13 protein-coding genes are annotated in these 12,335 nt (G+C 69.9%); 4 read left to right on the forward strand and 9 right to left on the reverse strand.

The window, feature by feature from the left end; all coding sequences use genetic code 11:
- The first annotated feature begins 37 nt into the window (after positions 1–37).
- Entirely contained in the window at positions 38–559 is a 522-nt protein-coding gene (locus ABGI63_RS24360) for a GNAT family N-acetyltransferase (RefSeq protein ID WP_349745151.1), read from the forward strand.
- Here ABGI63_RS24360 and ABGI63_RS24365 read toward each other — a convergent pair whose 3' ends face one another.
- The 4 genes from ABGI63_RS24365 to ABGI63_RS24380 form a co-directional block, all read right to left on the reverse strand.
- Positions 560–3,091, reverse strand: a complete 2,532-nt coding sequence (locus tag ABGI63_RS24365) for a chemotaxis protein CheW (RefSeq protein ID WP_349745152.1) — start codon at positions 3,089–3,091, stop codon at positions 560–562.
- Between the two features lie 223 nt (positions 3,092–3,314).
- Positions 3,315–3,584, reverse strand: coding sequence for a hypothetical protein (locus ABGI63_RS24370; protein ID WP_349745153.1), 270 nt, complete (start codon positions 3,582–3,584; stop codon positions 3,315–3,317).
- A 128-nt stretch (positions 3,585–3,712) separates the two neighbouring features.
- Positions 3,713–4,708, reverse strand: a complete 996-nt coding sequence (locus tag ABGI63_RS24375; RefSeq protein WP_349745154.1) for a cytochrome d ubiquinol oxidase subunit II — start codon at positions 4,706–4,708, stop codon at positions 3,713–3,715.
- A complete protein-coding gene (locus ABGI63_RS24380; protein WP_349745155.1) occupies positions 4,705–6,057 on the reverse strand; it encodes a cytochrome ubiquinol oxidase subunit I in 1,353 nt (450 codons plus the stop codon). The genes ABGI63_RS24375 and ABGI63_RS24380 overlap by 4 nt, the downstream gene beginning before the upstream one ends.
- A 171-nt stretch (positions 6,058–6,228) precedes the next feature.
- Between ABGI63_RS24380 and ABGI63_RS24385 the strand changes: the two genes are divergently transcribed.
- Genes ABGI63_RS24385 through ABGI63_RS24395 form a run of 3 tightly spaced genes read left to right on the forward strand, consistent with a single transcriptional unit; the run spans position 6,229 to position 8,119 of the window.
- Positions 6,229–6,687, forward strand: a complete 459-nt coding sequence (locus tag ABGI63_RS24385) for a carboxymuconolactone decarboxylase family protein (protein ID WP_349745156.1) — start codon at positions 6,229–6,231, stop codon at positions 6,685–6,687.
- Positions 6,684–7,541 carry a dienelactone hydrolase family protein gene (locus tag ABGI63_RS24390; RefSeq protein ID WP_349745157.1) on the forward strand — a complete coding sequence of 286 codons (858 nt, stop codon included), beginning with the start codon at positions 6,684–6,686 and terminating at the stop codon, positions 7,539–7,541. Before ABGI63_RS24385 ends, ABGI63_RS24390 begins: the two co-directional genes overlap by 4 nt.
- On the forward strand, positions 7,538–8,119 hold the full coding sequence (locus tag ABGI63_RS24395) for a GNAT family N-acetyltransferase (protein WP_349745158.1): 582 nt from the start codon (positions 7,538–7,540) through the stop codon (positions 8,117–8,119). The genes ABGI63_RS24390 and ABGI63_RS24395 overlap by 4 nt, the downstream gene beginning before the upstream one ends.
- Before the next feature lie 4 nt (positions 8,120–8,123).
- On the opposite strand, the gene ABGI63_RS24400 is transcribed toward ABGI63_RS24395, so the two are convergent.
- From ABGI63_RS24400 to ABGI63_RS24420, 5 genes are read right to left on the reverse strand one after another with little or no spacing between them, the layout of a single operon-like run.
- Complete coding sequence (locus ABGI63_RS24400; protein ID WP_349745159.1) at positions 8,124–9,074, reverse strand: 2-hydroxyacid dehydrogenase; 951 nt, start codon at positions 9,072–9,074, stop codon at positions 8,124–8,126.
- Positions 9,071–10,015 carry a sugar kinase gene (locus tag ABGI63_RS24405; protein ID WP_349745160.1) on the reverse strand — a complete coding sequence of 315 codons (945 nt, stop codon included), beginning with the start codon at positions 10,013–10,015 and terminating at the stop codon, positions 9,071–9,073. Before ABGI63_RS24405 ends, ABGI63_RS24400 begins: the two co-directional genes overlap by 4 nt.
- Positions 10,012–10,764, reverse strand: coding sequence for a sugar phosphate isomerase/epimerase family protein (locus ABGI63_RS24410; protein ID WP_349745161.1), 753 nt, complete (start codon positions 10,762–10,764; stop codon positions 10,012–10,014). Before ABGI63_RS24410 ends, ABGI63_RS24405 begins: the two co-directional genes overlap by 4 nt.
- Positions 10,764–11,513, reverse strand: coding sequence for an amino acid ABC transporter ATP-binding protein (locus ABGI63_RS24415; protein ID WP_349745162.1), 750 nt, complete (start codon positions 11,511–11,513; stop codon positions 10,764–10,766). Before ABGI63_RS24415 ends, ABGI63_RS24410 begins: the two co-directional genes overlap by 1 nt.
- 17 nt (positions 11,514–11,530) lie before the next feature.
- Positions 11,531–12,325: a transporter substrate-binding domain-containing protein gene (locus ABGI63_RS24420; RefSeq protein ID WP_349745163.1), complete on the reverse strand. Its 795-nt coding sequence runs from the start codon at positions 12,323–12,325 to the stop codon at positions 11,531–11,533.
- Between the last annotated feature and the right edge of the window lie 10 nt (positions 12,326–12,335).

The following is a 12,335-nucleotide window of genomic DNA, read 5'->3' on the forward strand; positions in this document are numbered from 1 at the left end:
CGGGCTTTTTTCTTGCCCATCCCACAAGGACGACATCATGGACATCACGATACGACGCAGCCAGACCGCCGACGCCGCCGCCATGGCCCAGCTGATGAGTCACCCCGAGGTGCTGCCGGGCCTGCTGCAACTGCCCCACGCCTCGACCGAGCAATGGGAGCAGCGGCTGAAGAACAATCTGGCGCCCGGTGGCACCGACCTGCCCCTGGTGGCCGTGGCCGGCGGCGAGGTCGTCGGCAGCGCCGGCCTGCACGCGGCCGGTCCGGCGCTGCGCCGCCGCCATGTGATGCATCTGGGCCTGGCGGTCGCCCCGCAGGCCCAGGGGCGCGGTGTCGGCAAGGCCTTGATGGCCGCGCTGATCGACTATGCCGACAACTGGGGCCAGGTCTTGCGCATCGAGCTGGGCGTCTTTGTCGACAACGAGCGCGCGCTGAAGCTCTACCAGCACTTCGGCTTCGAGATCGAGGGCCGCCAGCGCGCCTACGCGCTGCGGGCCGGCCGCTATGTCGACAGCTATGCGATGGCACGGCTGCACCCGAACCCGCCGGGCTGGGGCTGATCAGCCCTCGATCAGGTCCAGGCCACCCGCCAGCCCGCCCGCCAGCTCGCCGCCGGCGAGCTGGCGCCACAGGTCCTCGACATCGAGCAGGGTCAGCATCTGGCCGCCGGTTGCGCCGCGCAGCAGGCGCTCGCGGCCACCGCGCGTCGGGCTGGGCCGGGCGGCCTCGGCGGCGATGCTGAAGACCTGGCCCAGTTCCTGCACGCACAGCGCCAGGCGCTGCCCGCCCTCGCGCTGGCACACCAGCACCGGTGCCTCGGCTGCCGTGCCGGGCCGGCCATAGAGCAGGCAGGCCAGATCCAGCACCGGCAGCATCTGCTCCTGATGGCTCAGCATGCCGAGCAGGGCCGCCGGCGCATTCGGCATGCCGGTGAGGCGGGGGCGCTCCAGCGCCTCCAAGGTCTGCCGGGCCGGCAGGCCCAGCCACTGGCCGTCGACCAGAAAGCTGGCCACATCCAGCATCGGAGCGCCGAGTTCGGCCCGGAATGCCTCGGGCTCGAACGCGGGCGGCAGCCCGGCGGCCGGCGCCAGGCGCTGGCCCAGCGGCATCAGCATCACCGCCGCCACATCCTGCTCGCCGGGCGCGGCGCCGCGCCGGTACTCGCGGTAGCCGCCCGACATCGCGATGCCCACCGCATACACCAGGCCGTCAATCTCCAGCTCGCAGCGACGGGTCTCGCCGGCCGCCAGCGCCAGATCGGTGCTCGCCAGCGGCCCGCCGCCGCCGACCGGCCAGCGCGGGTCGGTCGAGGACACGACACGGCCGTCGCGGCTCAGCAGCAGGGCGCTGGCACCGGGCGGCCGCGCATCGCGCAGCATCGCGGCGAACTGCGGCTCGCCATCGAACACCACGGCGATGCCGCCCAGCACCCGGCTGCCATCATCGGGCGCCGGCAGCGCGGCGGCATAGACATAGGTGGGCCGCTCGCCATGCGGGCCGTAGAGCCCGCAGGCCGCGTGCGGCGAGACCGCGTAGCGCTCGCGATCGCGCAGCGCCAGGGTGGCGGCCACCCAGGGCGCGTCCAGCAGCCGCCCCTGCTGATGGGCCTGGGCCGGGTCGGACACCGCGAGCACCCGGCCCTCGGCGTCAAACACCAGCAGCAGTGCATAGACCGTGTAGAGGCTGTTGATATGGCGCAGGCGCTCGCCGGCCTGGGCCACCGTGATCTCGCCGCTCGGCAGCCGCTGCAGCTCGGCGTCCAGCGCCCACCAGCGGCAGTCATTGGCGCGCTCGTAGAGATTGCGGTCCATGATGTCGATGGCCAGCCGGGCATGGAAGACCGCGCTGTCGAACACCGCCGCCAGCGCCGAATGCTGCAGATTGGCGATCGCCTGCTCGAACACCAGGCGCAGCCGCTGGCCGGTGCGCTCGACCTCGCCCAGCAAGGTGATCGCAAAGCCGGCCGCCTCGGTCCGTGCGCGGCTGCGCAGGCTGCCGTTCCACAGCGAGCGCGACAGATCGCGCTGGATGCGCGAGGCCTCCAGCGGAATGCCGTGCAGCTCGGCATCGAACAGATCGCGGGTGTCGAGCCCGGCCGTCAGCGCTTCGCCGGCGCCCGGCTGCGCCGCCTGATCCATATCGAAAGCCTGCTCGACCGGCACCAGCGCCACGGCCGACCAGCCCGGCCCGGCATAGCCCTCGTAGGCATTGGCCGGTGCCGCGACGGCCAGATAGTCGCGCCCGGCAAACACCAGGCGTTGCCGCGACACGGCCGGCAGCCGGGCGCCGGGCGGGATCTGCCAGGCATCCGAACTCTGCAAGACCTGACCCTCGGCATCGACCAGGGCCAGCACCGTGCGCTCGCCGGCCGGCAGCAGCTGGGCGAACACGCTGCGCATCTCGTCGGCCAGGCGGAAGGACAGGCACAGCACCCCGCAGGCTCCGCCCTCCTCGCCCCGCACCGCGCTGGCGAAGATCAGGCCCGTGCGCCCGTCCAGCAGATCGGTGGCGCCATGACGCTGGGCATAGGGCACGCCGGGCCGCAGCGCCTGCGCGACCAGCGGGTCGGCGCTGTGCGTGGCCGCGACGCTGCGGTCCAGCCGCGCAAGCACCAGGCCCTGGGGCGAGAGCAGGACGATGTCGTCATAGACCGAGTACTTGGCCACATAGGCCCTGAAGCGAGCCTCCAGCGCGGCCCGCGCCTCGGCCGCCTTGTCGTCGCCGCCGGCGGCCAGCGCGCGCAAGGGCGCATCGGCGGCCAGAAAGCTGACGTCGGCCGTGCGCTCGAACAGATTGCGCACCAGGATGTCGATCGCCACCTGGGCCTGCCCCTGCAGGCGCTGGCGGGCGTTGTCCAGCAGGCGCCGCGCCAGGTTGTCCAGCAGCCGCGCGGTCAACGCCTCGAAGGCCGCCCGGGTGTGGGCAATATCGGCGGCCGCCCCGCTCATCTGGCCCAGCAGGGCCAGGCTGTCCCAGACGGCTTGCAGGCGCAGCAGGTTCTCGCGGTACTCGTCGACCTGGGGCATATGGCGCACCCAGGGCGCCACATCGGCATGAAAGGGCACGCCCTTGCGCCACTGCTTGCTGCTCATCTCTGGTCCTCGATCGCTGGCGGGCTTGTTGCCGCCCTGGAAGACCAGGGGCCCGCAAAGCCGCGCAGTGTGAGCGCAAACGCGGCAGCGCGGGAGGGGGTAAATCAGTGCCGCAGCGGGGCTTGCGCGACTGACGCACAAGGATTGACGGCCGCGCCAGAAGATGGTGCGCCGGCGCCCGGCCGTGGGGATGAAAGCAGGCCCAGCACACCACCCTGGTGCGTCACAAGGCCTTGGGCAAGCCGCGCGGCTGGGCCGCGACCTGCAGGCCGTCGGTGCTGCGCCGGCCCTCGATCAGCACCGGTGGCAGCTGCTGGATGCGGGCCCGCTCGGCGGCGGTCGGCTCGGGGCTCAGGCGCTTGCCGGTGACGACCAGCCGCGCCAGCTTGACCAGCTCGCTGGCCTGCACCGGCGCCGCCGGCGCCAGCAGGGCCACCAGGACCAGGGGCGCCAGCAGGGCATGGTAGATGGCGGACGCCACATTCTTGTTCATTGTCTCCCCTTCACCGCCAGATTCGCGATGGAGGGAGTATCGAAAGTCAGGCGCCCCGCCACCAGCGCCAGGCGACGAATTGCGATCTGCTCGGCATGACTTGCGGCAGCGGCGGATGAGCTCAGCCCTCATCCATAGCGCAGATCGCCGGCCTTGCCCCAGAACACCCGGTAGGCGAACACCGTGTAGGCCAGGATCACCGGCACGGTGATCGCGCAGCCGACGAGGATGAACTGCAGTGACTTCGGCGCGGCGGCCGCCTGCCAGATCGTCATCCTGTCCATCATCACGAAGGGATAGAGGCTGTAGGCCAGGCCGAAAAAACCCAGCAGCATCACCAGCACCATCAGCGCGAACGGCAGCCAGCACAGCTTGCCCAGCACCCGGTGCGAGTTCAGCAGCGCCCGCAAGGCCAGCAAGGCCAGGACGCTGATCAGCGGAATCGGCAGCAGCGCGATCAGCTCGGGCAGCGCGAACCAGCGCGCGCGCACCGTCGGGCTGATCCAGGGCGTGGCCAGCGAGATCAGGGCCAGGCCCAGCACCACGGCCGGCCAGGCGTATTTGGCGCTGCGCAGCGCGCGGGCCTGCAGCTCGCCCTCGGTCTTCATCAGCAGCCAGCCGGCGCCCAGCAGGGCATAGGCGGCCGACAGCGCCAGCGCGATCACGGCGGCAAACAGCGTGTAGGCGCCCCCCTCGGCGAAGCCGCTGATATAGCGGCCCAGCATCCAGCCCTGGGCCAGCGAGGCCAGCAGCGATCCCGCGATGAAGGCGCGGTTCCACAGCGGCTTCCACTGCGCCTGCACCTTGACGCGGAAGTCGAAGGCCACACCGCGCAGCATCAGGCCCAAGAGCATCACGGCCACCGGCAGGTACAGGGCCTGCAGAATCGGGCCATGGGCCTTGGGGAAGGCGATCAGCAGAATGCCCACGCCCAGCACCAGCCAGGTCTCGTTGGCATCCCAGAACGGGCCTATCGAGGCCACCATGCGGTCCTTGTGCGCGTCCGGGGCGCCGGCCATCAGCAGGCCCACGCCCAGGTCATAGCCGTCCAGCACCACATAGATCAGCAGGGCCAGGCCCATCAAACCCATGAAGACCAGGGGCATCCAGATATCGGCGTTCATGCGGCAGTCCTCAGATGGATGGCGCCCTGCCCGGGCAGAGAGGCGTCGACCGGCTTCTCGGCCATGGTCTTGATCACCGCCACATAGGCCACCAGCAAGGCCAGGTACAGGCTCAGATAGCCGGCCAGCGTGACGGCAATCAGCGGCGCCGGCGTCGTCGAGACAACCTCGGCGGTGCGCAGCAGGCCGTAGACGATGAAGGGCTGGCGGCCGATCTCGGTCACATACCAGCCGGCCACCGTCGCGATCCAGCCGGAAAAACTCATCAGCACCAGCAGGCGCAGCAGCGGCCGCGGCAGGCGCTCGGCCTGCCAGCCGCGGCGTCGGTAGAGCCACAGCCCCAGCCAGCTGGCCGCCAGCATCAGCAGGCCCAGGCCCACCATGATGCGAAAGCCGAAGAACAGCGGCGCCACCGGCGGATGCACGCCCTTGAACTCGTCCAGGCCGCGGATCTCGCCGTCGGCGCGGTGGGTCAGCACCAGGCTGGCGCCGTTCGGGATGCCGATCGCAAAGTCATTGCTGCGGGTCTTCTCGTTGGGCCAGGCGAACAGCAGCAGCGGCGCACCCCGCTCGGTCTGCCAGACGCCCTCCATCGCGGCGATCTTGGCCGGCTGGTGCATCAAGGTGTTCAGGCCATGCAGATCGCCGACCAGGATCTGCAGCGGGATCAGCAGGGCTGCGAGGCTCAGGCCGACACGCAGCACCCGCGCGGTATGGGGCTGGACCTTGCCCTTCAGCAGCTGCCAGGCGCTGACGCCGGCCAGGATGAAGGCGACGGTCAGGCCCGAGGCCAGCAGCTTGTGCGCCAGGCGATAGGGGAAGGAAGGGTTGAAGATCACCGCCATCCAGCTCAGCGCGTGGAACTCGCCGTTGATGATCTCGAAGCCCTGCGGCGTCTGCATCCAGGAGTTCAGGCTCAGGATCCAGAAGGCACTGAGCGTGGTGCCGAAGGCCACCATCAAGGTGGCGCCCAGGTGCACGCGCTCGCTGATCCGGCCATGGCCGAACAGCATCACGCCGAGGAAACCGGCTTCGAGGAAGAAGGCCGTCAGCACCTCGTAGCCCAGCAGCGGCCCGGCGATATTGCCGGCCCGCTCCATGAAGCCGGGCCAGTTGGTGCCGAACTGGAAACTCATCGTGATGCCGGACACCACGCCCAGCGCAAAGGTCAGCGCAAACACCTTGGTCCAGAAGCGGTAGGCCGTCAGCCAGGCGAGCGCGCCGCTCTTCAGCCAGCGCCAGCGGAAGAACAGCAGCACCCAGCCCAGCGCGATGCTGATGGTCGGAAACAGGATGTGGAAGGTGATATTGGCCGCGAACTGCATGCGGGCCAGCATGAAAGCATCCATGAAAATCCTTGCGGCCGCGCAAGCCAACGGGATTGCGGGCTTGCGCTGGCTCAACAGAGGGCCATTTTTCGGGCTTTGCCGGCCGCGCGCGATTGGACAAATTGCCTTTGGACAAATTGCCCCAGCCCCGCCGCCGATAATCCCGCCATCCTTGTTGAACCGCCTTCACCCATGACCGCAGCCCGTATCGACCGTCCCGAGTTCGCCGCCCTGACGCCCGGCGTCAGCGAAGCCCTGATCGCGCTGGGCAAGGCCGTCAACGCCTCGGGCCTGCCCAAGGATCTGCAGGAGCTGATCAAGATCCGCGCCTCGCAGCTCAATGGCTGCGCCTTCTGCCTGCAGTTCCATCTGAACGTGGCCCGCGATCTGCAAGTGCCGGCGGCCAAGCTGGACCTGCTGGCCACCTGGCGCGAGGCGCCGGTCTACAGCGAGCGCGAACGCCTCGCGCTGGCCTGGACCGAGGCGCTGACCCTGGCACCCCAGGGCGGCGCCGACGACGCGCTGTACGAGCGGGCACTGGCCGAGTTCGGCGCCGCCAGCTTGAGCTTTCTGACCGCCGCCGTGGCCGGCATCAATGCCTGGAACCGCATTGCGATGGCGCTGCGCTTCGCGCCGCCGCTGCGCCCATGAGCGCCCGCTGGCGCGCCCGGGTCAGCTGCGCCGTGCTGGCGCTGAGCGCCGGCCTGCTGCAGGCGCAGACCCGCGTGGAGCTGCCCAGCCTCGACCGGCACGAAGGCCGGGCACTGAGCCTGAACGGCCACTGGTTCGCCGCTGCGGCCGGCGCCGGGCCACTCCCGACCATCCTGCTGCTGCACGGCTGCGGCGGCCCCTACAACGGCCGAGGCCAGCTCGATGCCCGCATGCGGAGCTATAGCGCCCTGCTGAATGCCGAGGGCTGGCATGCGCTGGTGCTGGACTCGCTGACCCCGCGCGGCGAGACCGAGCTCTGCACGCAGAAGCTTGGCAGCCGTGCCGTCACGATGACGAACCGCCGCCGCGACGCGCTCGGCGCACTGCAATGGCTGGCCGCGCGGCCCGAGGTCGATCCCGCTCGCATCGCGCTGCTGGGCTGGTCCAATGGCGGCAGCACGGTGCTGGCCGCCACCAATCTGTCGGTGGCCGAGGTCGCGGCCGAGCCGCTGCGGCCGCGCGCGGCAGTGGCCTTCTATCCCGGCTGCGAGAACGATCTGAAGCGCGGCTATGCACCCAGCGCGCCGCTGCTGATGCTGGTCGGCGGGGCCGACGACTGGACGCCGGCCGCCCCTTGCGAAGCCCTGGCCAAGGCCTCGGCCGCACCGCGCCCGCAGCTGACCGTCTACCCCGGTGCCTATCACGGCTTCGACGGCACGGCCCCGCTGCGCCTGCGCCTGGACGTGCCCAATGGCACGCGGCCCGGCGCCGGCGTGCATGTGGGCGGCCAGGCCGAGGCGCGGGCGCAGTCGCGCGCGCAACTGCTGGCGTTTCTGCGCGAGGCTCTGCGATGAGCACGGCCGCCCAGGTCTTGCATACCGAGCGCCTGCTGCTGCGCGCGCCCTCGGTGGCGCTGACCGCCGCCGTCGGCGACTACCAGCAGCGCAACCAATCCCATTTCGCCCGCTGGGACCCGCCCTACCCGGCCGACTTCTTCGCGCCCGAGGCGGTGGCCGAACGCCTTGCCCAGGGTGAGCAGGCCTTCGCCGCCGGCAGCGCCTATCGCTACTGGTTCAGCCGGCGCGAGGACCCGGCCCGGCTGATCGGCCAGGTTCATCTGTCCCAGGTCGCCCGAGGCGCTTTTCAGAACGCCATCCTCGGCTACAGCCTCGACGAGCAGGCCCAGGGCCAGGGCCTGATGCAGGAAGCGCTGCGCGCCGTGATCGCCGAGATGTTCGGCGCCCAGGTCCGCCTGCACCGCATCCAGGCTGCCGTACGCCCCGAGAACCAGCGCAGCCGCGCCGTGCTGCAAGCCCTGGGCTTCGCCCAGGAGGGCCTCAGCCGGCGCTATCTCTTCATAGACGGCCAGTGGCGCGACCATGAGGTGTATGCGCTGCTGAATCCGGCGTGGGCGCAAGACCTGGCACCGTGAGGTCTTACAAGGAATAAACCGCCGGCGGCGTGCGCCCGGCCAGTGCCGCCAGCAGATTGTCCGTGGCCAGCACCGCCATGCGGTGCCGGGTTTCGTGCGTGGCCGAGCCGATATGGGGCAGCGGCGTGAGCCTGGGGTGGCTGCGCAGCGGCGAATCCAGCGGCAGCGGTTCGGTGGCGAACACGTCCAGGCCGGCAGCGCGCAGATGGCCGCTGTCCAGCGCCGCCAGCAGCGCGTCCTCCTGCACGATGGCGCCGCGGGCGCCGTTGACGAAGATCGCGCCGGGCTTCATCAGCGCGAACTCGCGCGCGCCGATCAGGCCGCGGGTGTCCTCGGACAGCGGCAGGGTCAGCGCGATGATGTCGGAGCCGGTCAGCACCTCGTCGAGGCCGCCATGCCGGGCCTTGCCCTCAAGACCGGGTACGTCGGCGGGCCTGCGGCTGTAGTAGCGCACCGGCATGCCAAAGCCCAGCGCCGCGCGACGTGCAAGCGCCTGGCCGATGCGGCCGAAGCCGAGGATGCCCAAGGTCTTGCCGTGCACATCCCAGCCGAACAGGTCCTCACCGACGTTCTTGTCCCAGCGGCCTTCGCGCACATGCTGGGCCAGTTCCACCAGGCGGCGGCTCGTGGCCATGATCAGCGCAAAGAGGGTGTCGGCCGTGGTCTCGGTCAGCACGCCGGGCGTGTGGCACAGCAGGATGCCGCGCGCCTTCAAGGCCGCCAGATCGTAGTTGTCGACACCGACCGAGATGCTGGACACCACCTTGAGCCGGGGCGCCTGCGCGATATCGATCTTGAAGCTGGAGCCGATCAGGCCCTCGGCCTCGGGCAGCGCCGCGTCATAGGCGGCGCGCTGATCCGGCTTGCGCGGGTCGGCGACGGTGACTTCGTGGACGGCCTGCAGCCGCGCCAGTTGGTCCGGCGGCAGATCACGGAAGACAAGGACTCGGCTCACAGGCCCGCCGCTTCGAGTTCGGTCTGGGTCGGCAAGCCCTCGGTATCACCCAGCACCTGCACCGCGCGCGCGCCGATCCAGCAGCCGCGCTTGACGGCCTCGGGCACGCTGCGACCGGCCAGCAAGGCGCTGATGACGCCGGCCGCGAAGCCGTCGCCGGCACCCACGGTGTCGACCACGGTCTCGACCGGGAAGCCGGCCACATGGCCGCTGCCCACGGTGTCGCTATCGTAGTAGGCGCCGTCCGCGCCCAGCTTGACGATCACCAGCCTGGCACCGAGGCCGCGGTAGAAGCGCGCGATCGCCACGGGGTCGTCCGAGCCCATCAGGATCTTGCCTTCCTCGATACCGGGCAGCACCCAGTCGGCCTTGGCGGCCAAGGCATTGATGCCGGCGACCATGGCCTCGCGGCTGGACCACAGCGTGGGTCGCAGATTCGGATCGAAGGAGATTGTGCGGCCGGCCGCGCGCATCAGGGCCAGCGTGCGTTCGGCGGCGGCATAGGTGTTGGCGTTCAGCGCCGGAAACACGCCGGTGGCATGCAGATGGCGGGCCGAGGTGAGCCAGGCCGCGTCGATATCGCCGGGGCCTATCAGGCTGGCGGCCGAGCCCTTGCGGTGGTACTCAATCGGTGGGTCGCTGCCGTCGCTGACCCGGCCCTTGATCAGGAAGCCGGTGCGCTGGGCCGCATCGCAGACCACATGCGAGCAATCGATGCCCTCGGCCTGCATCGCCCCCAGCAGATAGCGCGCCATCGAGTCGGCGCCCAGGCGGCTGGCCCAGCCGACCCGCAGACCCAGCCGGGCCAGGCCGATCGCGACATTGGTTTCGGCCCCAGCGGTGCGCTTGGAGAAGGTCTCGGCCCGTTCCAGCGGCCCCGGCCGGTCGGCGACCAGCATCATCATGGCCTCGCCGAAGGTGATCACATCCAGACTGCTCATGCTTGTTGCTCTCTTGCGTCTTGCAGCAAGCCCAGCTCGCTGCGGGTGGTGGCCTGCAGGTCTGCGCCCTGCAGCGGATATTCGATGGCCCAGGGCAGCGCGCGCGGCAAGGCCCGCAACACGGCGCGCCAGGGCGCGGCCGAGTCGGCCATCGGCACGGCGATCCAGCGCAAGCGCTCGCGCTGCACGCCCTTGCAATGCACATAGCGCACGCGGGCGCCGAGCGCGGCGGCGGCCTGCTGCGGGCATTCGCCCAGCCAGTGCCAGTTGCCCATGTCGAAGACCATGCCCAGATCCAGTCCCGCCGCGTCAGCGGTGGCGAAGAAGCGCTGCAGCGCGACGACCGTGCCGGCCGACGGCGTCTGGTCGTTCTCGATCACCAGTTCGATCTCGCTGTGTGCCAGGTGCTCGCGCAGGGCCGGCAGTTCGTCGGGGCCGGCGAAACCCCCGATGGCCATCTTCAGCCGGGCGGCGCCGAGTTGGCGTGCCGTGGCCAGGCCCTGCTCCAGCGCCGCCAGGTCGAGCCGCCCCTCATCGGTCCACAGCCCGGCCGGGCTGGAGAACACCTTGACCATGCCGGTCGCGGCCAGCGCCGGCAGCTCGGCCTCGCTGGCCAGCAGCTCGCCACGCACCTCGACGCCATCGGCACCGGCCGCCTGGGCCAGCCGCGTGTAGTGCAGCTGGCCGTGCTGGAGCACCTCGCTGGCGCCGAAGGACGACAGCGAGATCAATGTCGGTGCTGCACTCATCAGTGCGCCGAGCTCAGGATCTGGCCAAGGAACTGCCGGGTCTTCTCATGCCTGGGGGCAGCGAAGAACTCGGCGGGCGGGGCCTGCTCGATGATCCTGCCATCGGCCATGAAGATCACACGGTCGGCGACGCTGCGCGCAAAGCCCATCTCGTGGGTGACGCACAACATGGTCATGCCGTCCTCGGCCAGGGTGATCATCGTGTCCAGCACCTCCTTGACCATCTCGGGATCGAGCGCCGAGGTGGGCTCGTCGAACAGCATGATCTTGGGCGTCATGCACAAGGCCCGCGCGATCGCGACGCGCTGCTGCTGGCCGCCGGACAGCTGGCTGGGGTACTTCAGCGCCTGCTCGGGGATGCGCACGCGCTTCAGGTACTTCATCGCGATCTCCTCGGCCTCGGCCTGAGACAGGCCGCGCGAACGCATCGGTGCCAGCGTGCAGTTCTGCAGCACCGTCATGTGCGGAAACAGATTGAACTGCTGGAACACCATGCCCACTTCCTGGCGCACCGCTTCGACCTGCTTGCCGCCCGCCGTGAGCTCGATGCCGTCCACCGTGATGCGGCCCTGCTGCACCGCCTCCAGCCGGTTGATGCAGCGTATCAGCGTGGATTTGCCCGAGCCCGAAGGCCCGCAGACGACGATGCGCTCACCCGGCGCCACGCTCAGATCAATGTCGGTCAAGACCTGGAACTGGCCGTACCACTTGTTGACGCCTTCGATGCGGATGATGGGCTCGGTGCTCATGAGGTGCTGCTCGCTGCTCAGTTGGCCGTCATCGCCGGGAAATCGGTGCCCAGCCACTTCTTGTAGAGCGTGTTCAGCTCGCCGGCGCGGTGCTTGTCGATGAAGGCGTCGACGGTCTTCAGCAACTCCTCCTGGCCCGGCCGCATCGCGACGGCCATCTGCTGCTGGCGCAGCACGAATTTGTTCTCGAACGCGGCACCGGCGCGCTGGGCGATCTGGGCGGCCACGGTGGTCGAGCAGCCGATCGCGTCGACCTGGCCCGACATCAGCGCCTGCATCGCCGAGGCGTCGTCGTCGAAGCGGCGGATCTCGGTGCCGGCCGGCGCGGCGGCGGTCAGCGAGATGTCCTGGGTGCTGGCGCGGGCCACGCCGATACGGAAGTTCTTCAGATCGGCGGCCGACTTGATCGTGGCCTTGGCAGCGCCATAGACCACGATGGTGGCGGCCGCATAGGGCTTGGAGAACTGCACCTGCTTGGCGCGCTCCGGCGTCACCGCCAGCGAGGCCACCAGCAGATCGACCTTGTTGGTCAGCAGGAAGGGAATGCGGTTCGGGCCGGTCACCGGCACGATATTGACCTTGACGCCCAGCTCCTTGGCCAACAGCTTGGCGACATCAGCGTCATAGCCGTCGGGCTGATTGGCGCTGTTGAGTGTGCCGTAGGGCGGAAAGTCCACCAGCATGCCCACGGTCAGCTCGCCCTTCTTCTTCAGATCGGCGACGCTCTGGGCCGACGCCGACAGCGAGGCGCCCAGGCTCAGCACCGCAACAGCGGCCAGCAGAAGGCGGCGGGTTTGGATAGCTTTGTTCATCGGTCTTGTC

Source organism: Roseateles cavernae, from assembly GCF_040187885.1.
GTDB lineage: Bacteria > Pseudomonadota > Gammaproteobacteria > Burkholderiales > Burkholderiaceae_C > Roseateles_E > Roseateles_E cavernae.